Genomic DNA, 24,145 nt, shown 5'->3' with positions numbered 1-24,145 from the left:
ACCTATCTCCCCTTATTCAGCAACCATGAAATCAATTTCTTGGCCTTCAACCAAACGTACGTACGCTTTTTTCACGTCGCTACGCTTGCCTAGACCACGAATTGTGCGCTTAGTTTTACCTTTTTGGTTCAACGTGCGTACAGATTCTACTTTGACTTCGAAAAGTGCTTCGATAGCTTGTTTGATTTCAGGTTTTGTTGCATCACCAGCTACACGAAAAACGTACTGACCATTACCTTCGGCAACGATAGTCGCTTTCTCAGAGATGTGTGGACCCAACAGAACTTTATAAATACGTTCGCCGATCATGCTAGTGCCTCCTCAACTTGTTTCAGAGCACCAACTGTCACCAACACTTTGTCGTATGCAATCAAGCTAACAGGATCAATAGACGCTGCATCACGTACATCCACGTTCGGGATATTACGAGCTGCTAAAAACAGATTGTCATCTAACTCATGTGAGACAACTAAAACGTTTTCAACATTCAATTCTGCCATTTTTGCTGTGAAAAGCTTAGTTTTTGGCGCTTCCAATTTCAGCTCTTCAACGACAACAAGACGGTCTTGACGTACTAGTTCAGACCAGATGGTTCGCATTGCTGCACGATACATCTTCTTGTTCACTTTCTGCGAGTGGTCTTGCGGCTTAGCAGCGAAAGTCACACCACCTGAGCGCCATAGAGGGCTACGGATAGTACCTGCGCGTGCACGACCAGAACCTTTTTGTTTCCAAGGTTTGCGACCGCCACCTGCTACTTCAGAGCGTGTTTTCTGAGCGCGAGAACCTTGACGAGCACCAGCCAAGTAAGATGTTACTACTTGGTGAACAAGCGCTTCGTTATATTCACGAGCAAAGGCTACATCAGAAACTTCAACCGTTCCCTCAGCACCTGTAAGATTCAAGTTCATTGTCTACCCCTCTTAGCGAGCTTTAACAGCTGATTGAAGAATAACATCACCGTTTACTGCACCAGGAACCGCACCTTTAACAAGGATAAGGTTACGTTCAGCATCAACACGAACCACTTCTAGAGATTGCGTTGTTACTTGAGCAGCACCCATGTGGCCAGCCATTTTTTTGCCTTTCCAAACACGGCCAGGTGTTTGACATTGACCAATGGAACCAGGAGCACGGTGAGACAATGAGTTACCGTGTGTAGCGTCTTGCGTACGGAAATTGTGACGCTTAACGGCACCTTGAAACCCTTTACCCTTTGATTGACCAGTAACATCAACCAATTGGATAGATTCGAAATCAGCAACCGTTAGCTCATCGCCAACATTGATTTCTTTTTCATCACCCGACAGGCGGAACTCCCACAAACCACGACCCGCTTCAACGTTCGCTTTTGCAAAGTGACCTGCAGCAGCTTTATTTACACGGTTAGAACGGCGAGCACCTACAGTAACTTGAACAGCTTGATAGCCATCTGTTTCTGCTGTTTTCACCTGAGTAACGCGGTTCGGTTCAACCTCGATGACGGTTACTGGCACGGATACACCATCTTCGTTGAAGACACGTGTCATTCCGGCTTTACGTCCGACTAATTGAATAGCCATTTTTTACCTCATTTGCCAGTTGTGTATGGGGCTATCACCCGCTACGGCTGACCATTCCAGATCATTCCACTAATGTGCATAAGCCGACTGATAACCAGCCGGTTCTCGCACCCCAAACTTTGGATTATTAACCCAAAGAAATTTGTACTTCCACGCCTGCCGCAAGGTCTAGTTTCATTAGAGCATCAACAGTTTTTTCTGTTGGCTCAACGATGTCTAGAACACGTTTGTGTGTACGGATTTCATACTGATCACGCGCATCTTTGTTTACGTGTGGAGAAATCAATACTGTGTAACGCTCTTTGCGAGTAGGAAGTGGAATCGGTCCACGCACTTGCGCACCTGTACGTTTCGCTGTATCCACAATTTCTTGTGTTGAAGCATCAATCAAGCGGTGATCGAAAGCTTTTAAACGAATACGGATTTTTTGGCTTTGCATTTCCAACTCCAAATACAATGTTGTAATGGCTTAACTGTACATTTATTAAACCACAATCCTTTTTTAAGGACGGCGAATATTAGCCACTCATAAACTGGTTGTCAAGTAACCAATTTCAAAGTCAACAAATAAACCATAAAATAAAAAGGCTGCCTATAATCAGACAGCCTTTTTAAAAAGTTAAATAATTAAGATTATTAACTATTTATTACTTTAGGATTTTAGCTACAACACCAGCACCTACTGTACGACCACCTTCACGGATCGCAAAACGAAGACCTTCGTCCATCGCGATTGGGTGAATTAGTTCAACAGTCATTTGGATGTTGTCACCAGGCATAACCATTTCTACACCATCAGGTAGAGAACAAGCACCAGTTACGTCAGTTGTACGGAAGTAGAACTGTGGACGGTAGCCTTTGAAGAAAGGAGTGTGACGACCACCTTCATCTTTGCTTAGTACGTATACTTCAGCTTCGAACTCAGTGTGAGGAGTGATAGAACCTGGTTGAGCCAAAACTTGACCACGTTGAACGTCTTCACGCTTAGTACCACGAAGAAGGATACCACAGTTCTCACCAGCACGACCTTCGTCAAGAAGTTTACGGAACATCTCAACACCAGTACAAGTTGTCTTAGTCGTTTCAACGATACCAACGATTTCAACTTCTTCTTGAACCTTGATAATACCGCGCTCTACACGACCTGTTACTACTGTACCACGACCTTGGATAGAGAATACGTCCTCGATAGGCATGATGAATGCACCGTCGATTGCACGCTCTGGCTCTGGGATGTAAGAGTCTAGAGTTTCAACTAGAGTCTTAACAGCAGTTGTACCCATTTCGTTATCGTCTTCACCGTTCAATGCCATCAAAGCAGAACCTGGAATGATTGGAGTATCATCACCTGGGAAGTCGTACTCAGATAGAAGGTCACGTAGTTCCATTTCTACCAACTCTAGCATTTCAGCGTATTCTTCAGAATCCGCACCGCCACAGTCTTCAGCAAGAAGGTCAGCTTTGTTTAGGAAAACAACGATGTATGGTACACCTACCTGACGAGAAAGAAGAATGTGCTCACGAGTCTGAGGCATTGGGCCGTCAGTCGCACCACATACTAGGATAGCGCCGTCCATTTGAGCCGCACCAGTGATCATGTTTTTAACATAGTCAGCGTGCCCTGGGCAGTCTACGTGTGCGTAGTGACGAGTTGGAGAATCGTACTCAACGTGAGAAGTTGAGATAGTGATACCACGCTCACGCTCTTCAGGAGCGTTATCGATACCTTCGAAAGCAACGGCTTCACCGCCGAATACTTCTGCACATACGCGAGTTAGTGCTGCTGTTAGAGTAGTTTTACCGTGGTCAACGTGACCGATAGTACCAACGTTAACGTGTGGTTTACTACGTTCGAACTTTTCTTTTGCCATGATACAAACACCTTAAGTATTAGTAAGTATGATGATTAATCTTCATTTTTGATGATCGCGTCTGCCACACTAGCTGGTGCTTCAGCGTATTTCTCAAACTCCATTGCATAACTTGCACGACCTTGCGACAAGCTACGCACGTCAGTTGCATATCCGAACATTTCCCCGAGAGGAACTTCAGCACGAATAATCTTCCCTGACGGGGAATCGTCCATCCCCTGAACAATACCACGACGACGGTTCAGGTCACCCATCACATCACCCATGTATTCTTCAGGAGTTACAACTTCCACTTTCATCACAGGCTCAAGAACACAAGGATCAGCATCAACCGCTCCTTTTCTCAAACCTTGAGAAGCTGCAATTTTAAAGGCCATTTCGTTAGAGTCAACATCATGGAAAGATCCATCGAACAATACCACTTTCAAACCCAACAATGGGTAGCCAGCGATAACACCGTTCTTCATTTGCTCTGAAACACCCTTTTCTACTGCAGGGATGTATTCTTTCGGAATAACACCACCAACAATCTCGTTAACGAACTCAAGTCCATCCTCATCAGACGGAATCAATTTCATTACGACGTGACCGTATTGACCACGACCACCAGACTGACGCACAAATTTGTGGTTAACTTCCACCTCTTTGCGAATTTTTTCACGGTAAGACACTTGTGGCTTACCGATATTAGCCTCTACTTTAAACTCGCGTTTCATTCGATCCACAAGAATATCTAAGTGAAGCTCGCCCATTCCGGAAATAATGGTTTGCCCTGTTTCTTCATGCGTTTCCACACGGAAAGAAGGGTCTTCTTGCGCCAACTTACCCAAAGCAACAGACATTTTCTCTTGATCCGCTTGAGACTTAGGCTCAACGGCAACAGAAATAACTGGCTCTGGAAACTCCATTCGCTCAAGGACAACAACATCGCTCATATCACAAAGAGTGTCACCGGTAGTGACGTATTTCATACCAACGGCGGCAGCAATATCGCCTGCCAATACTTCTTTGATCTCTTCACGATTATTGGCATGCATCTGCACCATACGACCAATGCGCTCACGCTTCTGCTTAACAGAGTTATAAACCGCATCACCCGATTTAAGGGTACCTGAGTACACACGAATAAATGTCAGTGTCCCAACAAATGGGTCAGTAGCAATTTTAAATGCCAACGCAGAAAAAGGCGCTTCGTCATCCGCAGTACGGGTAACGACGGTTTCACCATCTTCCAACGTTCCTTCAATCGCTTTTACTTCAAGCGGTGAAGGCATGTATTCAATAACGGCATCAAGTACAGCTTGAACACCTTTATTTTTAAAAGCAGAACCACAAGTAACCAGCACAACCTCATTATTAAGAGTGCGCGCGCGTAGACCTGCCTTTATATCCTCAACAGACAAATCACCTTCTTCAAGATACTTATCCATCAATTCTTCATTTGCTTCTGCTGCAGCCTCGAGCATTTGCTCACGCCATTCTGCGGCAACATCTTCAAGATCAGCTGGAATATCTTCCAAACGGTAAGTCATACCCTGATCTTCTTCGTTCCACATAATGGCTTTCATCAACACCAAATCAACAACACCTTTGAAATCTTCTTCAGCACCAATGTTGATTTGAATTGGAACAGCATTTGCACCCAAACGAGCTTTCAACTGCTCAACAACCGAAAAATAATTGGCACCGGTACGGTCCATCTTGTTGACGAACACCATACGCGGCACTTCATATTTATTCGCTTGACGCCAGACTGTTTCAGTTTGAGGCTGAACGCCAGAAGAACCACAAAGCACAACGACCGCACCATCCAACACACGCAATGAACGCTCCACTTCAATTGTGAAATCTACGTGCCCTGGCGTATCAATAATATTGATACGGTGCTGATCAAACTGTTGACTCATTCCACTCCAAAAGCAAGTTGTTGCAGCAGAAGTGATAGTAATACCGCGTTCTTGTTCTTGCTCCATCCAATCCATGGTAGCCGCACCATCGTGCACCTCACCAATTTTATGAGATAGACCCGTATAGAAAAGAACGCGTTCAGTCGTCGTCGTTTTACCTGCATCAACGTGCGCACAGATACCGATATTACGGTAGCGGTTGATAGGGGTTTTACGTGCCACTGGGTATACTTCTCCGGACGATTAGAAACGGTAGTGAGAGAACGCTTTGTTGGCTTCAGCCATACGGTGAACGTCTTCACGTTTCTTAACTGCAGAACCTTTGTTCTCAGCTGCATCAAGGATCTCGCCAGCAAGACGAAGAGCCATTGACTTTTCACCACGCTTACGAGAAGACTCAACTAACCAACGCATAGACAAAGCTGCGCGACGAGCTGGACGAACTTCTACAGGTACTTGGTAGGTAGCACCACCAACACGGCGAGACTTAACCTCAACCATTGGCTGGATAGCTTCTAGCGCTTTTTCGAAGATAGCCATTGGCTCTTCTGTTTTAGCGCGTTCTGCTACAGTGTCTAGGGCACTGTATACGATGTGCTCAGCGACAGATTTTTTACCACTAACCATTACGTGGTTAATGAACTTAGCTAGCAATTGACTTCCATGCTTAGGATCTGGAAGTACTTCACGCTTAGCGACGACGCGTCTTCTAGGCATTTCTATATCCTCTTCAGGTTAGCCCGAGACAATACAATACTGCTCGGCCTTACTTTATTAAAAATTTGTGTCTAAACGATGACTAAGTAATACTTACTTAGGACGTTTAGTACCGTATTTAGAACGGCCTTGCTTACGATTTTGTACGCCAGAAGTATCCAAGCTACCACGAACTGTGTGATAACGAACACCTGGAAGGTCTTTTACACGACCGCCACGAATCAGCACTACGCTGTGTTCTTGCAGGTTGTGACCTTCACCACCGATGTAGGAAGTTACTTCGAAGCCGTTAGTCAAGCGAACACGACATACTTTACGCAAAGCTGAGTTAGGCTTTTTAGGCGTAGTTGTATATACGCGAGTGCAGACACCGCGGCGTTGCGGACAAGCTTGTAACGCAGGAACGTCACTCTTTGCCACTTTACGTTTACGTGGTTTACGAACCAACTGGTTAACGGTTGCCATTAGACAAGCTCCAAAAATCCAATTCTTATGGCGGAAATCGCCAAAATTAAGGAGGCGCAAGTTTAATTTGCGCCTATAAAACAGTCAATAGGGAGGCGACTAAAAAATCACCTCCCTTTCGATTTAAAGCAAAAAATTAGTCTTTTAGTGCGGCACTTAATGCTTCTTCAACATCAGATGCACTTACTGTAGGACCAGTTTCACTTGCTAATTGCGCAGAATCTTTCTTCTTCTTACGCTCATTGTGGTAAGCCAAACCTGTTCCCGCAGGGATCAGACGACCTACTACAACGTTTTCTTTCAAGCCACGCAAGTGGTCTTTCTTACCTGTCACCGCACCTTCGGTCAAGACACGAGTTGTCTCTTGGAAAGACGCAGCAGAGATGAAGGACTCAGTTGCCAAAGAAGCTTTGGTAATACCTAGAAGCACACGCTCAAACTTAGCAGGGAATTTACCTTCTGCTTCCGCTTTTTCGTTTGCATCCAACAGTTGAGTCAACTCAACTTGGTCACCTTGGATCAGATCTGTATCACCAGACTCACCCACTTCGACTTTACGTAGCATTTGACGAACGATAACCTCGATGTGTTTATCGTTAATTACTACACCTTGTAAGCGATATACTTCTTGTACTTCGTTCGTGATGTAGTCAGCCAACGCTTCCACACCTTGAAGACGCAAAATATCGTGAGGGCTTAGAGGACCATCGGCAATGATTTCACCTTTCGCCACTTCTTCACCGTCGAAGATGTTAATTTGACGCCATTTCGGGATCAAAGTCTCGATTGGGTCACTGCCATCTTGTGGTGTAATAACCAAACGAATCTTACCCTTAGTTTCTTTACCGAAGCTCACCACACCTGTCGCTTCTGCCATAACAGCAGGGTCTTTAGGACGACGTGCTTCAAATAGGTCAGCCACTCGTGGCAGACCACCGGTGATATCCTTGTTACCTTGCGATTCTTGTGGAATACGCGCCAATACTTCACCAGACTTAACTGTTGCACCATGATCCAAGCTCAGTAGCGCTTTCTCAGGCAACATGTACTGTACTGGAGAGTCTGTACCAGGGATATGCACTGGATTACCATCTGCATCAACAACCGAGATCATTGGACGCAAGTCTTTACCTGCAGATGGGCGATCTTTCATTTCCAATACTTCGATGGTAGTCAAACCAGTCATCTCATCGGATTGACGGCGAATAGTTACATTCTCCTCCATACCGCTGAATTCTAGGCGACCTTCCATCTCAGATACGATTGGGTGAGTGTGTGGATCCCAGTTAGCAACCACTTGGCCAGCTTCTACTGTGTCCCCTTCACGCACGCTCAATACCGCACCGTAAGGAAGTTTGTAACGCTCTTTCTCACGACCTGCTTCATCAGCAATTGCCAATTCAGAAGAACGAGATGCCACTACCAAATGACCCGTATCACGCTCGATACTCTTCATTTTGTGGAAACGTACTGTACCGGCACTCTTCACTTGAACACTGTCTACTGCAGACGCTCGAGAAGCCGCACCACCGATATGGAAAGTACGCATGGTCAACTGAGTACCAGGCTCACCGATAGACTGCGCTGCAACAACACCAATCGCTTCACCGATATTCACTTCATGACCACGGGCCAAATCACGACCGTAACACTTAGCACACACACCGTGGCGTGTTTCACAAGTGATAACAGAACGGATTAACATTTCGTCTACACCAGCCGCTTCAATCGTGCGCACATCGTGCTCATCGATCAAGGTACCTGCTGGCAATACTAGGTTACCTTTGGCGTCGTTTACGTCTTGTGCTACCACACGACCCAACACACGCTGACCTAGTGGAACAACTACGTCACCACCTTCGATCATGGCATTTACCACGATACCATTGGTCGCGCCACAGTCTGTTTCTGTGATTACCAAGTCTTGCGCAACGTCTACTAGACGACGCGTCAAGTAACCGGAGTTCGCTGTTTTCAAAGCGGTATCGGCAAGACCCTTACGAGCACCGTGAGTGGAGGTAAAGTACTGAAGTACCGATAGACCTTCACGGAAGTTCGCAGTGATCGGCGTTTCGATGATGGAACCATCTGGTTTCGCCATCAAACCACGCATACCACCCAACTGACGCATCTGAGCCACACTACCACGGGCACCAGAGTCGGCCATCATGTAAACCGAGTTGAAGGATTGTTGCTCAACCTCTTCACCCTCTTTGTTTACTGTGGTTTCTTTTGCCAAGTTGTTCATCATGGCTTCAGTAACGGCTTCGTTAGTACGAGACCACAAGTCAATTACCTTGTTGTATTTCTCGCCCTGAGTTACCAAACCATCAGCGTACTGATATTCGATTTCTTTAACTTCTTCTTCCGCTTTAGCAATGATTTCTGCTTTTTCTGGCGGAATTACGAAGTCGTCAACACCAACCGAAGAACCTGATGCAGTTGCGTACGCAAAACCTGTGTACATCAATTGGTCAGCAAAGATACAGCTCTCTTTCAAGCCCACTTTACGGTAACACTCATTGATCAGGTTAGAGATCGCCTTCTTCTTCATTGGTTGGTTAACCACAGAGAATGGAAGACCATCTGGTACGATATCAAACAACAATGCACGACCAACTGTGGTATCTGCAATGAAAGTAGAAGCAACTTTTTCACCTTCTAGCGTCGTATCAACTTGGTTAATACGGACTTTCACTTTGGCATGCAAATCAACTTGTTTTGCGCCGTATGCACGGTGTACTTCCTTGATGTCAGAGAACGCCATGCCTTCACCTTTGGCATTGATTTTCTCACGCGTCATGTAGTACAAGCCTAATACCACGTCCTGAGAAGGCACGATAATCGGCTCACCGTTTGCTGGTGATAGGATGTTGTTCGTTGACATCATCAAAGCACGCGCTTCAAGCTGAGCTTCGATTGTCAAAGGAACGTGAACCGCCATTTGGTCACCGTCAAAGTCAGCGTTGTACGCCGCACAAACTAACGGGTGCAATTGGATCGCTTTACCTTCAATCAACATAGGTTCAAACGCTTGGATACCCAAACGGTGAAGTGTTGGTGCACGGTTAAGCATTACGGGGTGTTCGCGGATCACTTCATCAAGAATATCCCACACCTCAGGTGTTTCACGCTCTACCATTTTCTTAGCCGCTTTGATGGTTGTCGCCATACCGCGCAACTCAAGCTTAGAGAAGATAAATGGTTTAAATAGTTCCAATGCCATCTTCTTAGGAAGACCACACTGATGTAGACGCAAAGATGGACCTACTGTGATTACAGAACGGCCAGAGTAGTCTACACGCTTACCAAGAAGGTTCTGACGGAAACGACCTTGCTTACCTTTGATCATGTCTGCCAAAGATTTCAATGGACGCTTGTTCGAACCCGTGATAGCACGACCGCGACGACCGTTATCAAGCAAAGCATCAACAGACTCTTGCAACATACGTTTTTCGTTACGTACTATGATGTCTGGAGCCGATAGCTCTAGTAGACGCTTCAAACGGTTGTTACGGTTGATTACTCGACGGTACAAATCGTTCAAATCAGATGTCGCAAAACGACCACCTTCTAGCGGCACCAATGGGCGTAGATCTGGTGGTAAAACTGGCAATACATCAAGCACCATCCACTCTGGGTTGTTACCAGAATGATAGAAAGCTTCAACCAATTTCAGACGCTTAGACAGCTTCTTGATACGAGTTTCAGAATTCGTGCTGTTTAGCTCTTCACGCATTCTGTTGATTTCTTCTGGCATGTCCAAATCGCGTAGTAGCATTTGAACCGCTTCCGCACCCATACGGGCATCAAACTCGTCACCAAACTCTTCCAGTGCTTCGAAGTACTGTTCGTCGTTTAGCAATTGGCCTTTTTCAAGCGTCGTCATACCTGGATCGATCACGATGAAAGATTCGAAGTAAAGAACACGCTCAATATCACGCAAGGTCATATCCATGATAAGACCGATACGAGATGGCAAAGATTTCAAGAACCAGATGTGAGCCACTGGCGAAGCAAGCTCAATATGCCCCATGCGCTCACGACGCACTTTAGACAGAGCCACTTCAACGCCACACTTCTCACAAATAACACCACGGTGTTTCAAACGCTTGTATTTGCCACACAAGCATTCGTAGTCCTTGATAGGACCAAAGATTTTGGCACAGAACAAACCGTCACGCTCAGGCTTGAACGTACGGTAGTTGATGGTCTCAGGCTTTTTAACTTCACCGTAAGACCATGAACGAATCATATCTGGTGATGCCAAGCCAATGCGGATCGCATCAAACTCGTCAGATTGTCCTTGTGATTTTAGAAGACCTAATAAGTCTTTCATGGATATTCGCCCCACTCATAAGGCTGGGGAAGTGTCTTCCCCAGCAGGTCAAATGTGATTCGTGCTTATTCGTTTTCCAACTCGATGTCGATACCAAGAGAGCGAATCTCTTTGACCAACACGTTGAAAGACTCAGGCATGCCCGGTTCCATACGATGATCGCCGTCAACGATGTTTTTATACATCTTAGTACGACCATTCACATCATCCGACTTAACCGTCAACATTTCTTGTAGAGTATAAGCAGCACCGTATGCTTCAAGTGCCCATACCTCCATTTCACCGAAACGCTGACCACCGAATTGCGCTTTACCACCCAGCGGCTGCTGAGTAACCAAGCTGTATGAACCAGTAGAACGCGCGTGCATCTTGTCATCAACCAAGTGGTTCAATTTCAGCATGTACATGTAACCAACCGTTACTGGACGCTCAAAGGCATCACCAGTACGACCGTTGTACAAAGTCACCTGACCACTTTCGTTCAGACCTGCAAGACGCAACATTCGCTTGATCTCAGCTTCTTTCGCACCATCGAAAGCACCTGACGCCATTGGCACACCACCAGTAAGGTTAGATGCCAAGGTTAAGATTTCTTCGTCGCTGAAGCTGTCCAGATCTTCCGTACGCGCACAACGCAAGTCACTTTCGTAACCGTTGTAGATCTCATTCAAGAAGCCACGCAGTTCTTTAACAGCTTCCGCTTTTTCACGTTCTACTGCTAGCATCTCGTTGATCTTACGACCTAAGCCTTTAGACGCAGCACCCAAGTGAGTTTCCAAAACCTGACCTACGTTCATACGAGAAGGAACACCGAGCGGGTTCAAGACGATGTCTACTGGATCACCGTTCTCATCGTATGGCATGTCTTCTACCGGCATGATTTTAGAGATTACACCCTTGTTACCATGACGGCCGGCCATTTTATCACCTGGCTGAATGCGACGCTTAATCGCCACGTAAACCTTAACGATCTTAAGAACGCCAGGTGCCAAATCGTCACCTGTTTGAAGCTTACGTTTTTTATCTTCGAATTTTGCATCTAGCTCTTTACGACGTTCAATCAAAGCCGCTTGCGCTTTTTCAAGCTGCTCACTAGCTTCTTCGTTTGCTACGCGAATTTTAAACCACTCAGAGTGATCTAAGTTCGCTAAGAAGTCCTCAGTAATGACCGCATTACGCGCCAAGCCCGGACCACCTTCTGCTTGTTGCCCCACTAGGGCTTCAGCCAAACGCTCAAAGGTCGCTTTTTCTACGATACGGAATTCTTCGTTCAAGTCTTTACGCACTTGATCCAACTGAGATTTCTCAATGGATTTCGCACGCTCATCTTTCTCGATACCATCACGAGTGAAGACTTGGACATCAATTACAGTACCACGAGTACCTGTTTTAACACGCTGAGACGTGTCTTTAACATCCGATGCTTTTTCACCAAAGATAGCACGCAATAACTTCTCTTCAGGCGTCAGCTGAGTTTCACCTTTTGGCGTCACTTTACCAACAAGAATATCACCCGGCTCTACTTCAGCACCGATGTAAACGATACCGGAAGAATCCAGCTTAGATAGCGCACCTTCACCAACGTTTGGAATATCAGCTGTGATTTCCTCAGGCCCAAGTTTAGTATCACGAGCCACACAAGTGAGCTCCTGAATGTGGATAGAAGTGAAACGATCTTCTTCTACAACACGCTCAGATACTAGGATAGAGTCCTCGAAGTTAAAGCCATTCCAAGGCATGAAAGCAATACGCATGTTCTGACCAAGCGCCAAATCACCCATATCAACAGAAGGGCCGTCAGCCATGATGTCACCGGCAGCAACCTTCTCACCTTTCATTACCAAAGTACGCTGATTAATGCAGGTATTTTGGTTAGAACGAACGTATTTTGTTAGGTTGTAGATATCTACACCCGCTTCACCAGCAATTGTTTCTTCTGAGTTAACACGAACGACGATACGGCTAGCATCAACGGATTCAATTTCACCACCACGACGAGCAACGATACAAACGCCTGAGTCTTTCGCGACGTTTTTCTCCATACCCGTACCAACCACAGGCTTATCAGCCTTAAGTGTTGGCACTGCTTGACGTTGCATGTTCGATCCCATCAAGGCACGGTTTGCATCATCATGCTCAAGGAACGGAATCAAAGACGCCGCAACAGATACAACCTGACGTGGTGATACGTCCATCAAGTTTACTTTTTCTTTTGGAATCAAAGTGGTTTCGTGCATGTGACGAACTTGTACCAAGTCATCAACCAAACGACCTTCTTGATCCACGTTTGCAGAAGCTTGGGCAACTACGTACTTCGCTTCATCAATCGCTGAAACATAAACCGTCTCATCAGTAATCTTGCCATCAACTACCTTACGGTAAGGCGTCTCCAAGAAACCATAGCTGTTAGTGCGAGCATAGGTTGACAAAGAGTTGATCAGACCGATATTTGGACCTTCTGGTGTTTCGATTGGGCAAACACGACCGTAGTGTGTAGCGTGTACGTCACGTACCTCAAAGCCAGCACGCTCTCGAGTCAAACCACCAGGTCCCAATGCAGAAACACGGCGCTTGTGCGTTACTTCTGACAACGGGTTGTTTTGGTCCATAAACTGTGACAATTGGCTAGAACCGAAGAATTCTTTGATTGCCGCCGCAACCGGCTTAGCATTCAACAAATCCTGAGGCATTAGACCATCCGCCTCTGCCATAGAAAGACGTTCTTTCACTGCACGCTCAACACGTACCAAACCAACACGGAATTGGTTTTCAGCCATTTCACCAACAGAACGAACGCGACGGTTACCAAGGTGGTCAATGTCATCCACCATGCCATTACCGTTACGAATATCCAGCAAGGTTTTTAGAACTGAAACAATGTCTTCGTTATCAAGAACGCCAGAACCTGTGTCCTCATCGCGACCTAAACGACGGTTGAACTTCATACGACCAACAGAAGACAAGTCATAACGATCTTCAGAGAAGAACAAGCCTTGGAATAAACCTTCAGCAGATTCTTTGGTTGGCGGTTCACCTGGACGCATCATACGATAGATCTCAACCAACGCCTCTAACTGATTGCTGGTCGGATCAATGCGCAATGTGTCTGAAATGAATGGACCATTGTCCAAATCATTTGTATACAGGGTTTCCACTTCTGTGATACCGGAAGAAACCAAGGCCTCTAGAAGATCAACAGACAGCTCAGTGTTGGCTTCTGCAATCAATTCACCCGTTGCTGGGTGAGCCAGATTTTTCGCGGTCACTTTACCAAGCATATATTCTAATGGCACAGCAAGACGTTCAAGACCAGCTTTTTCCATAATACGAATATGCTTAGCAGTAATACGACGACCTTCTTCAACAATCACTTCACCGTTCACATCAGCAATATCAAACAACGCAGTATCACCACGTAAACGGTTAGCAATCAGCTCCATTTCGAAGCCATCTCGCTTCAAGAAGAAGCGTGTTGTTTCAAAGAAAGTCTCAAGTATTTGTTCGGTGTCATAACCCAAAGCACGCAGCAAGATAGTTGCTGGTAACTTACGACGACGGTCAATACGAACAAACACACAATCTTTTGGATCAAACTCGAAATCCAACCATGAACCACGGTAAGGAATTACGCGAGCTGAGTGTAATAATTTACCTGAAGAGTGAGTCTTACCACGATCGTGGTCGAAGAACACACCAGGTGAACGGTGCAATTGAGAGACAATTACACGCTCAGTCCCATTGATAACAAAAGTACCATTGTCTGTCATAAGCGGAATTTCGCCCATGTAGACTTCTTGCTCGCGGATGTCTTTGATGGCCTTGTTAGACGACTCTTTATCATAAATGATGAGTCGCACACGAACGCGCAAAGGTGCCGCGTAGGTTACACCACGCAACTGACACTCTTTAACATCAAATACTGGCTTGCCTAAACGGTAATCGACGTATTCTAGCGCCGCGTTGCCGGAAAAGCTGACCATTGGAAAGACAGATTTAAAGGCCCCATGCAGACCTAATTCCCCACGCTCTGCAATTGCTTTACCTTCTTGCAGAAAATTGCGATAGGATTCAAGCTGAATTGCCAGCAAGTATGGCACATCCAAAACGGGCGGCAGTTTACCGAAATCCTTACGGATACGTTTTTTCTCAGTGTATGAGTAAGCCATCAGCATTCCCCAGCTTGTGCACATTGACGCAAAAGGCCCAAATCAGGCCTTACCATTGATGGGAGGATTATCTCCCTCCCATTTAAAAAAATTCTGTAGATTTTATTTGAGTTTCTGAAACCCAAAAAGGCCGGTGACATAAATATGTCACCAGCCATTTCGACTAGCGGTCGAAATCGGGAAATACAAGTAGCATTACTTGATTTCGACAGATGCACCAGCTTCTTCAAGAGCCGCTTTAAGTGCATCAGCGTCTTCTTTAGAAGCGCCTTCTTTAACAGTTGCTGGAGCGCCGTCAACCATTGCTTTAGCTTCTTTCAAGCCAAGACCAGTTGCTGCACGAACAGCTTTGATTACGTTAACTTTCTTATCGCCTGCAGCAGTAAGAACAACGTCGAATTCAGTTTGTGCTTCAGCAGCACCACCAGCTTCAGCAGCTGGGCCAGCAGCAACAGCAGCCGCTGCGGTTACACCGAATTTTTCTTCCATTGCAGAAATTAGTTCAACAACGTCCATTACAGACATTTCTGCTACTGCATTGATGATATCTTCTTTACTTAGAGCCATGACTCAGATTCCTAGCATTCTTTAGCGTCACCCAAGGGTGACAAAACAAAATATTTATCAAGAAGGGATACGAATTGCCGTATTAAGCCGCTTCTTGCTCTTTTTGATCGCGTACTGCTGCAAGAGTACGTACAAACTTGCTGGTTGCGCCCTGCATAACACTCATCAGTTTCGCAATCGCTTCTTCGTATGTTGGCAAAGATGCCAAACGATCAATGTCGCCTGCTGGGATCAACTCACCGTTGAACGCCAACGCTTTAACTTCAAACTCGTCGTTTTCTTTTGCGAAAGTTTTCAACAAACGAGCCGCCGCACCTGGGTGTTCGTTTGAGAAAGCAATCAAAGTTGGACCAACAAAGCTCTCAGTTAAGCACTCGAAGTCAGTACCTTCAACTGCACGGCGAGCCAAAGTGTTACGCACTACACGTACGAATACACCTGCTTCACGCGCTTCTTTACGAAGTGCTGTCATGCTGCTCACGGTAACACCGCGAGAATCAGCAACGACTGCAGACAACGCAGTTTTAGCTACTTCACTAACTTCGGCGACAATGGCTTTTTTGTCTTCTAGACCTAATGCCACTGGTTTTCTCCTGGATTAGCAGGGAACGTATTCCCCTATTTTTACCAACTCTCCGATCACTCGGAGTACTTGCTGGTGAGTTAGATCCAGTACATCTGAATCGGGCCACACCATCTGCGCAGGACAAATATTTTCCAACATTTGATTAAACCCATTAGGTTCCTGCGGTCTTTGACGGCCTGTCAGGTAGCCAAGCTACTAAGACAGACCCCAAAGCGCATGATTTAGAAGCTTAGCGCACCTAAATCAATTTGTAGACCTGGCCCCATTGTAGAAGACAAGGTCACTTTTTTCATGTACACACCTTTTGCAGAAGCTGGCTTAGCACGACGAATGTCAGCCAGTAGAGCTTCTAGGTTGCCTTTGATCGATTCAGCAGTAAACTCAATAGAGCCGACTCCTGTATGAACAATACCATTCTTATCTGTACGGTAACGTGCTTGACCTGCTTTTGCGTTTTTAACAGCAGTCGCAACATCTGGCGTTACAGTGCCAACTTTCGGGTTAGGCATAAGACCACGAGGACCCAACACCTGACCTAGTTGACCAACGATGCGCATAGCGTCTGGAGAAGCAATAACCACATCAAAATCTAGAGCACCGCCTTTAACTTGCTCAGCCAAGTCTTCAAAACCTACAACGTCAGCACCAGCTTCTTTTGCAGCTTCAGCGTTTGCGCCTTGAGCAAATACAGCTACACGTACGTCTTTACCAGCACCGTGTGGCAGTACAGTAGAACCACGAACAACCTGGTCAGATTTACGTGGATCAACACCTAGATTGATAGAAACATCAACAGACTCTTTAAATTTAACAGTAGACAATTCAGACAAAAGAGCAACTGCTTCTTCAACAGAGTACAACTTAGTTGCGTCTACTTTTTCTGCGATCAAGCGAGCGCGTTTAGTTAACTTAGCCATTAGTTCACACCCTCAACTTCCAAACCCATAGCGCGTGCACTACCAGCAATAGTACGAACAGCCGCATCCATGTCTGAAGCAGTCAAATCAGCCTGCTTAGCATTAACGATCTCTTCAAGTTGCGCACGAGTAACCGTACCCACTTTTTGAGTGTTAGGACGTGGAGAACCACTCTTGATACCAGCAGCCTTCTTAAGAAGTACAGCAGCAGGCGTAGATTTTGTTTCGAAAGTGAAACTACGGTCGTTGTAAACAGTAATGATTACAGGCGTTGGAAGACCAGGTTCAACATTTTGCGTTTTCGCATTAAATGCCTTACAGAACTCCATGATATTCACACCATGCTGACCCAAAGCTGGACCAACTGGTGGACTTGGGTTCGCTTGACCCGCTTTAACTTGTAGCTTGATATAAGCTTCGACTTTTTTAGCCATTTTATAACTCCAGATGGGTCACCGCCCGAAGGCTACCCGTTTAAAAAATCAGGCTTTTTCAACCTGACTAAATTCCAAATCAACTGGTGTAGAGCGCCCAAAAATAAGCACCGCCACCTTGATTCGACTTTTATCATAATCCACCTCTTCGACAACACCATTAAAGTCAGCGAATGGACCTTCGTTAACACGAACCACTTCACCCACTTCAAACAAGGTTTTCGGACGAGGCTTATCAGCACCATCGTTAACTCGCTGCAAAATTGCATTCGCTTCACGATCGGTGATTGGTGATGGTTTATCCGCTGTACCACCGATAAAACCAAGCACACGAGACGTACCTTTCACCAAATGCCAAGAGTCATCATTCATATCCATTTGTACCAATACATAGCCTGGATAGAACTTACGCTCACTCTTGCGCTTCTTACCATCACGGATTTCAACCACTTCTTCGGTTGGCACCAAGATGTCACCAAAATTCTCTTCTTGCCCCATAACCTGCACTCGCTCAATAAGCGAACGCATTACGTGCTTTTCGTACCCTGAGTACGCTTGTACTACATACCATCGTTTGGTCACGAGTAGCTCCTAACTAATTACCGAGGACACAATCCAACTAAGGAGTGAGTCCACTCCCCACAGCACGAGAGACATAAAAACAACTACCGCCAACACTATAAGGGTTGTTTGCACTGTTTCCTGTCTAGTTGGCCACACTACTCTACGTATTTCAGTCTTCGCTTCTTTTGCCAAAGTAAAAAAAGCCTTACCTTTTGCAGTCTGCAGCGCAACAAAACCAGCCACAACAGCCAATACCAAAATAGCAATTAAGCGATACAACAATGATTCAGTTGCGTAATAATTATTACCAACCACACCAACCGCAACCAATAAAACAACAATCGCCCATTTTAACACGTCTCCGCGAGACGCTTGAGCTTCAGCACTCGAACTCATACTTTAGGTGATCCCTAACAAAGAAATAGGATACGATAAATGGCAGGCCAAGAGGGACTCGAACCCCCAACAGCCGGTTTTGGAAACCGGTGCTCTACCAATTGAACTATTGGCCTACATTCGTATGGGCGGAGGATGATACCGAAACATGCTTAGATTAGCAAGGGTATCTGCCCAAAAAACAGACAATAAAAAAGGCGGTTAAACCACCTGTCTTTTGCTTAGAAAAACTGGAGCTCATGAGCAGACTTGAACTGCCGACCTCACCCTTACCAAGGGTGTGCTCTACCAACTGAGCTACATGAGCTTGGAGCGGGTAGCGGGAATCGAACCCGCCTCTTCAGCTTGGAAGGCTGAGGTAATAGCCACTATACCATACCCGCAAATGGTGGAGGGAGGTGGATTCGAACCACCGAAACTTTCGTGGCAGATTTACAATCTGCTCCCTTTGGCCACTCGGGAACCCCTCCACTAACTCAAATGTTGCAATGCAACACCCCAAAAGGTGGGAGCCATTATATGAATCACTTTACTAATTGCAAGCACTAACAAGGATTTTTTTCTATTTTTATCATCATCTTGCTAAGATCAAAGCGCACCACAAAAGCATCCCAGTCAACCACCTTGACAGGATCTTTTATATCTAATTCAAATAGGGGAACTGTTCTTAGGTGCTCATAGATGTCGACAGGATAACCAGAACTCTTCTCAATCCGTTGTTTTGCTTGCTCCGCCCTATCTTGTGCCGAATACAATCCAAGTGAAATTCGATTCTTCATCTCCGCACGCGTAATAACAAAACTGTCTATTTTTTTACTCGCTAAATCCTTAACTATTGCTGCCGCTTGCTGCTGTGTTTCGGGAGCCGAAATATAAAGCCAGAACTTAGGGCGCTTGCCCGTCACCTCTTTTTCATCAAATGCCCAGCCTACTTTCTGCAGCTCGGCCTTTACACTTGCACGAGATGATTGATTATCCGCCACAATACGCGGACACAATAAATTTTCTTGTGGCGTGGCGGACTGCTTCTCTACAACTCTATTTAAAGCCTCCACCAGTTCATCATTCGATACCACACCAGCATTATAATCTTGCTCACTCACCGCAGCATCTTCAGATAGCAGATGAATTTTCTCACTAACAGGCGGGCCATAAATATTTTCTTTATTTTGCACAGCAGAATCCTTTGCCAGGTTATGCCAACTCAAAAAAGCAGCGTTTAACAATACCACCAGAAGAAAAAGCCACTTCATTTACTGCCTCTTTAATAACTCATCACCAACACGCTTAGCCCCCATGGCGACCAAATGCGGTTGATAATCCATTGTTATGTCTAATGATTCAAGCAAGGCTTTAGCGTCTCCACCGGTTGCCACCCATTGAAACGTCGGATGTTGAGCCTTAACTCGCTCAATAAAAGCCAATGCCATTTCATGCACACCCTCAACCACAGCTCTGGCAGTGGAATTTGGTAAGGTATCGGCCAATTTCACTTCATCCGGTAAATAACGAATACGTGCCGTATTTGCTAATAGTGAAGATTCCATCATTTTTAAACCAGGTGTAATATAACCACCCAAATGCTCGCCCTGCTGATTAACAAAATCCAACTTTATCGCAGTACCAGCATCTAACACAATCTTGTTACCACCCAAGTGATAAGCCGCTACCACACTCAACCATCGATCAATCCCCAACCTTTCCGGCTCAAAATAAGCATTGATCACCCCACACGCCTGGGCAGTACTGGTCAAACTTAGCCATTCAGCGTTTGGTAGCGCTGCCTTTATATCAGCATGCAATAACGCACTTTGCTCCTGAGATCGCACACTAGCAAAATAGATGCGCTGCGGCGTAAATTCGGTCTTTATTGGTGGCACTTCACCACGCTCAACCCACAATACTTGCTCACCACGAAAGGCCGTGTATTTTATACTGGTATTACCCGCATCGACTATTAATACTTCAGACTCGTCGGACACTCACTTCTCCCCCGTGCAAGGTTACCATTTCACCATTCTCTTCCAGTAACAAAGCACCTTTCTCGTCGATTCCCTTGGCAATCCCTTGACGCTGCTGAGAAGCGGAGAGCACCCGAATAGGTTGATTGAACAATACATCGTAAGCTTGCCAATGGGATTGAAAATGCTTCATACCATTGCCGTCTTCAAACCGCTCACACACCCCAATCAGCTCTTTCGTCAATTCCGCTAAAAGATAATTACGACTCGGACGCGACGCCAAACGTGATACCAAATCCGTCCACGGTTGATCGACGTTCATCATTACGCCTTCTTCCATCTCTACATTCAGACCAATACCGATAATGACATCGCACACGTCCTGATCCGCCACCATTTCGAGTAATATGCCACAAATCTTCTGTCCATCGATTTGCGCATCATTTGGCCACTTCAAACCAGGGTTGGGAATGCCCACCTTTTTTAACACACGAGCAACCGCAACGCCTGCCGCCAAACTCAATCCTTCCACTACACTTGGACCGTTTTCAAAACGCCACACGAAGGAGAAAGTTAAATTCTTTGCTACCCCAGACACCCATTGGCGACCACGACGACCACGACCATTGGTTTGTCTCTCTACAGAAAATAACGCAGGCAATTGACCACCTTGTGCAATATAGTGCTTAGCATCGCCATTAGTAGATTCAGTCTCAAAATCCAATTTAATGGCCATCTCATCAGGCACGCCAAATTCTCTAAGAGAAGATTCTGACAACAGCTCCAACGGCGTCGGTAAACGATAGCCACGCCCCTTCACCGAATGCACCCGAACGCCAATCGCTTCAAGTTTTTTTAACTTTTTCCAGACCGCAGCGCGAGTAACGCCTAGCGCTTCTCCCAACTCCTCTCCTGAGTGAAACTGATTGTCACTCAGTAAAGCCAGTACTGCTCGCATTCATCATGCCTCTACCATCATTATTATATTTAGGTATTTGCCTGAAAAGCTGGAAAGACATTTCCAACATTCGGCTGCAACCAATTTACTTCAGGATAATCACATTTTTGATCAACAGCATGCACTGCATAAGCATGGCGAGATTGCTCAGAACGATTCGCATAACTTAAATGCGGAAACTCACCATTTAATAAAACCAGCGACCCCTTAGGAACAGGCAACGCCACCAATTCACTGTCTTGCCATTGATACTCTTTCATTACCACCATTTTGGTTTTAATGGCTTGAGGCGCTATACGCTCAAAGCGTTTAAGTAAGCCAACATTATGACCTTTTGGCACTCCCCAGAGGCAACCATTGTCCAAAGTCGCGTCTTCTATCGCGAACCACAATCCAATCACACTCATTGGATCTGTATATAAGAAAGTACTATCCTGGTGACAATTCACTTCACCACCAATGCCTGGTTGCTTAAAAATATACATGGATTGCGCGGCTCGTGGTTCTTGCATGCCCAATTGTTTCAGCATAGAGCCCCAGACATTAGATAAAGAAAAAGCACGGAATAGAGCATCCTGAGTATGTAAACTATGACCTACCTTATTAATAGAGAGTTCCAGAGTTTGCTTTAAATCACCCTGCTCATCGAACGCCTCTTCCTCAAAAAAAAATGAGATGTTACTCGCTGAATCTATAAAATATTGATCCGTGTGGCGTGATTGTTCATTAGTAGTAAAAATAGAGCGATACGCTCTCGCATCAAACCCTGACATCAAGGTCGTCATTCTTTCTTTGAGGGCGTCACATACTTGTTCAGGAACCAATGACTCTATTATCAAATACCCATCCTTGTGATACTGCGCAACCTGTTGCTCCGTTAATACCACTGAAGGCAATTTGACTAACATATTTTCCACCTCGACAACCAACAAACAACCAACAAACAACCAAACCAACATACACCATAGTACTAATTAGCATTCGCTTGCATAAAAAACGACACTTCTTTCATTAAAGAAGCAAAATCTGGATTCCATGATAATCGAGCTGCATGAGCACTTTTGCCACTCAGTTCATCCGACTTTTCACCAAACCAGTTTGCCTTATCAGAACGGCATTGTTCGTATACCTCCGGATCATCAAAATACCAACCACAAATTCGATATTCACCCTCCGAACCATAATAAGGGTTTTGTGGATTACCATGAACTGCCATATGTGACATACCTAAAATACGCTGCTCAGGCCAACGACTATTGTAAATTTTTAGACGATCCGAAGTACCACTGACTTTATCAATACTGTACATCACCATCTGACTTTTAGAGCTGATCATGGCTTTATTAAAGACTTCCAGTGTCACTTTAGAATCAACCGTTTGGTCTTGTTCAGACATCGCAATAAAGACGGGAATATCTCGTGGTTTTTTCATCACCTTGTTACGTACTTCCTTTGCCAACTTATATGCTTCAGCAATAGCAGGAAGAGGAATTGAAGCGTACTTAGCAAAGTCATCACTAGGATAATTATCTAGCCAATCTTTAACAGTGGCTAATAAAGGTGACAACCAATCAATGGCACTATTTACTTTTAGTAAAGGCGAAAATAAAACTACACCAGAAATCTTATCTGGATGTGTCCAAGCGTACTCTAGCGCCAACGCACCACCGGTGGAGAAGCCACCGACGTACATTACATCTACCTCTTGTTCAAAAACCTCAGCTGCATGACGAAAGCTGTCACGCCATGCCTGCCTAGGTGTTTCCAATAAATCAGCAGATTGCGTGCCATGACCCGGCAACAAAATAACGCGTACTTGATAACAGGCTTGCTGCAATGCAAGCGCAGGATCACGCATTGAAAATGGCGAATCGGATAATCCATGCGATAGCAACAAACCAATTTTTGGCTGTCCCTCACATTGCCTTGAATCTGGTTTCAATTCAAACGGCAGCACAGCTGATAATTCTCGCGCTTGCTGCTGTTCGTTTACCCATACCTTATGTTGCTTTAAATACACCTTACTGCGTGCCACAAAATCATCAAATGATTCTCCATGGCCATACTCTAATAATGAATGTGCGGCATTTACTGAGATTGGCCAAAGCCAAGCAAGCAATCCAAACACAAGCCATTTTCGCCACATTTTCTATCCCTCAAGTTTATCTTCATGAAACCAAAATACAGTATGTTATACTGCTATCCTCATATCCTCCAAAAACAGACAGCATTTAATATGACTTGTCCTTTTCCCAACGCCGAATTAGTGCCAGCACTCTGGTTTCCATTGGTAAAAAAGTTTTATCAAGCTTATTACCCAAGCGGAAGACCCAACAAAGCCGATCCAATTTGGGCAATTAAGCAAAAAGACATAATCCTAGCTGCCGTACGTCTGAAGCAATTTAATGATTGCCAGCTTTTAACCGCTATGGTGACTCACCCGAACTACCGCAACCAAGGTCTAGGACATCACCTTATTAATAATCTACAAGCTATCTTAAACCAAAAAGCCTGTTACTGCTTCGCCCTCAATCATTTAACTGATTTTTATATATCAAACCACTTTCAGCCAATCCTTCCAGAGCAACTTCCCTACGAATTAGAAAAACGATTCAGAAGCTATCAATCACAAGGGCGAAAAATCATATCTATGCATTATATTGCCCCTTAAAATATGCTTAAATAATCTTAAATCTCTAAATACCATTAACCAATATTGACCTGTTTCCATACCC

General features: G+C 45.2%; 22 protein-coding genes and 4 tRNA genes. 1 reads left to right on the top strand and 25 read right to left on the bottom strand.

The window, feature by feature from the left end; genetic code table 11:
- Nucleotides 1–12: 12 nt before the first annotated feature.
- From rplW to ABXS85_RS12495, 25 genes are all read right to left on the bottom strand, one after another.
- The gene (gene rplW / locus ABXS85_RS12615; protein ID WP_353666881.1) at nucleotides 13–309 is read right to left on the bottom strand and encodes a 50S ribosomal protein L23; all 297 of its coding nucleotides are present in this window, start codon (nucleotides 307–309) and stop codon (nucleotides 13–15) included.
- Nucleotides 306–911, bottom strand: a complete 606-nt coding sequence (rplD, locus tag ABXS85_RS12610) for a 50S ribosomal protein L4 (RefSeq protein WP_353666880.1) — start codon at nucleotides 909–911, stop codon at nucleotides 306–308. The genes rplW and rplD overlap by 4 nt, the downstream gene beginning before the upstream one ends.
- Nucleotides 912–923: 12 nt before the next feature.
- The gene (gene rplC, locus ABXS85_RS12605; RefSeq protein ID WP_353666879.1) at nucleotides 924–1,562 is read right to left on the bottom strand and encodes a 50S ribosomal protein L3; all 639 of its coding nucleotides are present in this window, start codon (nucleotides 1,560–1,562) and stop codon (nucleotides 924–926) included.
- Nucleotides 1,563–1,689: 127 nt separating this feature from the next.
- Complete coding sequence (gene rpsJ / locus ABXS85_RS12600; RefSeq protein ID WP_012071937.1) at nucleotides 1,690–2,001, bottom strand: 30S ribosomal protein S10; 312 nt, start codon at nucleotides 1,999–2,001, stop codon at nucleotides 1,690–1,692.
- Between the two features lie 208 nt (nucleotides 2,002–2,209).
- Nucleotides 2,210–3,433 (bottom strand): elongation factor Tu, encoded by a 1,224-nt coding sequence (gene tuf, locus ABXS85_RS12595; RefSeq protein ID WP_353666878.1) that lies wholly within the window; start codon nucleotides 3,431–3,433, stop codon nucleotides 2,210–2,212.
- A gap of 35 nt (nucleotides 3,434–3,468) precedes the next feature.
- On the bottom strand, nucleotides 3,469–5,562 hold the full coding sequence (gene fusA / locus ABXS85_RS12590) for an elongation factor G (protein ID WP_353666877.1): 2,094 nt from the start codon (nucleotides 5,560–5,562) through the stop codon (nucleotides 3,469–3,471).
- 21 nt (nucleotides 5,563–5,583) lie between these two features.
- Nucleotides 5,584–6,057: a 30S ribosomal protein S7 gene (gene rpsG, locus ABXS85_RS12585; protein WP_353666876.1), complete on the bottom strand. Its 474-nt coding sequence runs from the start codon at nucleotides 6,055–6,057 to the stop codon at nucleotides 5,584–5,586.
- A 93-nt stretch (nucleotides 6,058–6,150) separates the two neighbouring features.
- The gene (gene rpsL, locus ABXS85_RS12580; RefSeq protein ID WP_013659444.1) at nucleotides 6,151–6,522 is read right to left on the bottom strand and encodes a 30S ribosomal protein S12; all 372 of its coding nucleotides are present in this window, start codon (nucleotides 6,520–6,522) and stop codon (nucleotides 6,151–6,153) included.
- Nucleotides 6,523–6,658: 136 nt separating this feature from the next.
- A complete protein-coding gene (gene rpoC, locus ABXS85_RS12575; RefSeq protein ID WP_353666875.1) occupies nucleotides 6,659–10,861 on the bottom strand; it encodes a DNA-directed RNA polymerase subunit beta' in 4,203 nt (1,400 codons plus the stop codon).
- Nucleotides 10,862–10,926: 65 nt separating this feature from the next.
- The gene (rpoB, locus tag ABXS85_RS12570) at nucleotides 10,927–15,027 is read right to left on the bottom strand and encodes a DNA-directed RNA polymerase subunit beta (protein WP_353666874.1); all 4,101 of its coding nucleotides are present in this window, start codon (nucleotides 15,025–15,027) and stop codon (nucleotides 10,927–10,929) included.
- Between the two features lie 195 nt (nucleotides 15,028–15,222).
- On the bottom strand, nucleotides 15,223–15,594 hold the full coding sequence (rplL, locus tag ABXS85_RS12565) for a 50S ribosomal protein L7/L12 (RefSeq protein WP_353666873.1): 372 nt from the start codon (nucleotides 15,592–15,594) through the stop codon (nucleotides 15,223–15,225).
- Between the two features lie 82 nt (nucleotides 15,595–15,676).
- Nucleotides 15,677–16,177: a 50S ribosomal protein L10 gene (rplJ, locus tag ABXS85_RS12560; RefSeq protein WP_353666872.1), complete on the bottom strand. Its 501-nt coding sequence runs from the start codon at nucleotides 16,175–16,177 to the stop codon at nucleotides 15,677–15,679.
- Between the two features lie 224 nt (nucleotides 16,178–16,401).
- On the bottom strand, nucleotides 16,402–17,097 hold the full coding sequence (gene rplA, locus ABXS85_RS12555) for a 50S ribosomal protein L1 (protein ID WP_353666871.1): 696 nt from the start codon (nucleotides 17,095–17,097) through the stop codon (nucleotides 16,402–16,404).
- The gene (rplK, locus tag ABXS85_RS12550) at nucleotides 17,097–17,531 is read right to left on the bottom strand and encodes a 50S ribosomal protein L11 (RefSeq protein WP_353666870.1); all 435 of its coding nucleotides are present in this window, start codon (nucleotides 17,529–17,531) and stop codon (nucleotides 17,097–17,099) included. Before rplK ends, rplA begins: the two co-directional genes overlap by 1 nt.
- 48 nt (nucleotides 17,532–17,579) lie before the next feature.
- Nucleotides 17,580–18,113, bottom strand: a complete 534-nt coding sequence (nusG, locus tag ABXS85_RS12545) for a transcription termination/antitermination protein NusG (protein ID WP_353666869.1) — start codon at nucleotides 18,111–18,113, stop codon at nucleotides 17,580–17,582.
- Nucleotides 18,114–18,122: 9 nt separating this feature from the next.
- On the bottom strand, nucleotides 18,123–18,491 hold the full coding sequence (secE, locus tag ABXS85_RS12540; protein WP_353666868.1) for a preprotein translocase subunit SecE: 369 nt from the start codon (nucleotides 18,489–18,491) through the stop codon (nucleotides 18,123–18,125).
- 40 nt (nucleotides 18,492–18,531) lie between these two features.
- Nucleotides 18,532–18,607, bottom strand: a tRNA-Trp gene (locus tag ABXS85_RS12535).
- Between the two features lie 115 nt (nucleotides 18,608–18,722).
- Nucleotides 18,723–18,798 (bottom strand) — tRNA-Thr (locus ABXS85_RS12530).
- 1 nt (nucleotide 18,799) lies between these two features.
- Nucleotides 18,800–18,874, bottom strand: a tRNA-Gly gene (locus tag ABXS85_RS12525).
- A gap of 3 nt (nucleotides 18,875–18,877) precedes the next feature.
- Nucleotides 18,878–18,961: transfer RNA gene (locus tag ABXS85_RS12520), tRNA-Tyr, on the bottom strand.
- Nucleotides 18,962–19,036: 75 nt separating this feature from the next.
- On the bottom strand, nucleotides 19,037–19,744 hold the full coding sequence (locus ABXS85_RS12515; RefSeq protein WP_353666867.1) for an SPOR domain-containing protein: 708 nt from the start codon (nucleotides 19,742–19,744) through the stop codon (nucleotides 19,037–19,039).
- Entirely contained in the window at nucleotides 19,745–20,473 is a 729-nt protein-coding gene (locus tag ABXS85_RS12510; protein ID WP_353666866.1) for a type III pantothenate kinase, read from the bottom strand.
- Entirely contained in the window at nucleotides 20,457–21,410 is a 954-nt protein-coding gene (locus tag ABXS85_RS12505) for a biotin--[acetyl-CoA-carboxylase] ligase (protein ID WP_353666865.1), read from the bottom strand. Before ABXS85_RS12505 ends, ABXS85_RS12510 begins: the two co-directional genes overlap by 17 nt.
- Before the next feature lie 29 nt (nucleotides 21,411–21,439).
- On the bottom strand, nucleotides 21,440–22,318 hold the full coding sequence (locus ABXS85_RS12500; protein ID WP_353666864.1) for a phytanoyl-CoA dioxygenase family protein: 879 nt from the start codon (nucleotides 22,316–22,318) through the stop codon (nucleotides 21,440–21,442).
- Nucleotides 22,319–22,380: 62 nt separating this feature from the next.
- On the bottom strand, nucleotides 22,381–23,556 hold the full coding sequence (locus ABXS85_RS12495; RefSeq protein WP_353666863.1) for an alpha/beta fold hydrolase: 1,176 nt from the start codon (nucleotides 23,554–23,556) through the stop codon (nucleotides 22,381–22,383).
- Between the two features lie 90 nt (nucleotides 23,557–23,646).
- On the opposite strand from ABXS85_RS12495, the gene ABXS85_RS12490 reads away from it, so the two are divergent.
- Nucleotides 23,647–24,081, top strand: a complete 435-nt coding sequence (locus ABXS85_RS12490; protein ID WP_353666862.1) for a GNAT family N-acetyltransferase — start codon at nucleotides 23,647–23,649, stop codon at nucleotides 24,079–24,081.
- Nucleotides 24,082–24,145 lie beyond the last annotated feature (64 nt).

It is taken from the genome of Marinomonas sp. THO17 (genome assembly GCF_040436405.1).
GTDB lineage: Bacteria > Pseudomonadota > Gammaproteobacteria > Pseudomonadales > Marinomonadaceae > Marinomonas.
This window is presented reverse-complemented; position numbering and strand designations above follow the sequence as displayed.

Coding starts and splice junctions, on each gene's coding strand:
- ABXS85_RS12505 (WP_353666865.1), bottom strand. CDS start 21,410: ATGCGAGCAGTACTGGCTTTACTGAGTGACAATCAGTTTCACTCAGGA.
- ABXS85_RS12500 (WP_353666864.1), bottom strand. CDS start 22,318: ATGTTAGTCAAATTGCCTTCAGTGGTATTAACGGAGCAACAGGTTGCG.
- rplL (WP_353666873.1), bottom strand. CDS start 15,594: ATGGCTCTAAGTAAAGAAGATATCATCAATGCAGTAGCAGAAATGTCT.
- rplD (WP_353666880.1), bottom strand. CDS start 911: ATGAACTTGAATCTTACAGGTGCTGAGGGAACGGTTGAAGTTTCTGAT.
- rplW (WP_353666881.1), bottom strand. CDS start 309: ATGATCGGCGAACGTATTTATAAAGTTCTGTTGGGTCCACACATCTCT.
- rpsJ (WP_012071937.1), bottom strand. CDS start 2,001: ATGCAAAGCCAAAAAATCCGTATTCGTTTAAAAGCTTTCGATCACCGC.
- tuf (WP_353666878.1), bottom strand. CDS start 3,433: ATGGCAAAAGAAAAGTTCGAACGTAGTAAACCACACGTTAACGTTGGT.
- rplA (WP_353666871.1), bottom strand. CDS start 17,097: ATGGCTAAGTTAACTAAACGCGCTCGCTTGATCGCAGAAAAAGTAGAC.
- ABXS85_RS12515 (WP_353666867.1), bottom strand. CDS start 19,744: ATGAAGTGGCTTTTTCTTCTGGTGGTATTGTTAAACGCTGCTTTTTTG.
- ABXS85_RS12495 (WP_353666863.1), bottom strand. CDS start 23,556: ATGTGGCGAAAATGGCTTGTGTTTGGATTGCTTGCTTGGCTTTGGCCA.
- ABXS85_RS12490 (WP_353666862.1), top strand. CDS start 23,647: ATGACTTGTCCTTTTCCCAACGCCGAATTAGTGCCAGCACTCTGGTTT.
- rpsG (WP_353666876.1), bottom strand. CDS start 6,057: ATGCCTAGAAGACGCGTCGTCGCTAAGCGTGAAGTACTTCCAGATCCT.
- rpoC (WP_353666875.1), bottom strand. CDS start 10,861: ATGAAAGACTTATTAGGTCTTCTAAAATCACAAGGACAATCTGACGAG.
- secE (WP_353666868.1), bottom strand. CDS start 18,491: ATGAGTTCGAGTGCTGAAGCTCAAGCGTCTCGCGGAGACGTGTTAAAA.
- rpoB (WP_353666874.1), bottom strand. CDS start 15,027: ATGGCTTACTCATACACTGAGAAAAAACGTATCCGTAAGGATTTCGGT.
- rpsL (WP_013659444.1), bottom strand. CDS start 6,522: ATGGCAACCGTTAACCAGTTGGTTCGTAAACCACGTAAACGTAAAGTG.
- rplK (WP_353666870.1), bottom strand. CDS start 17,531: ATGGCTAAAAAAGTCGAAGCTTATATCAAGCTACAAGTTAAAGCGGGT.
- rplC (WP_353666879.1), bottom strand. CDS start 1,562: ATGGCTATTCAATTAGTCGGACGTAAAGCCGGAATGACACGTGTCTTC.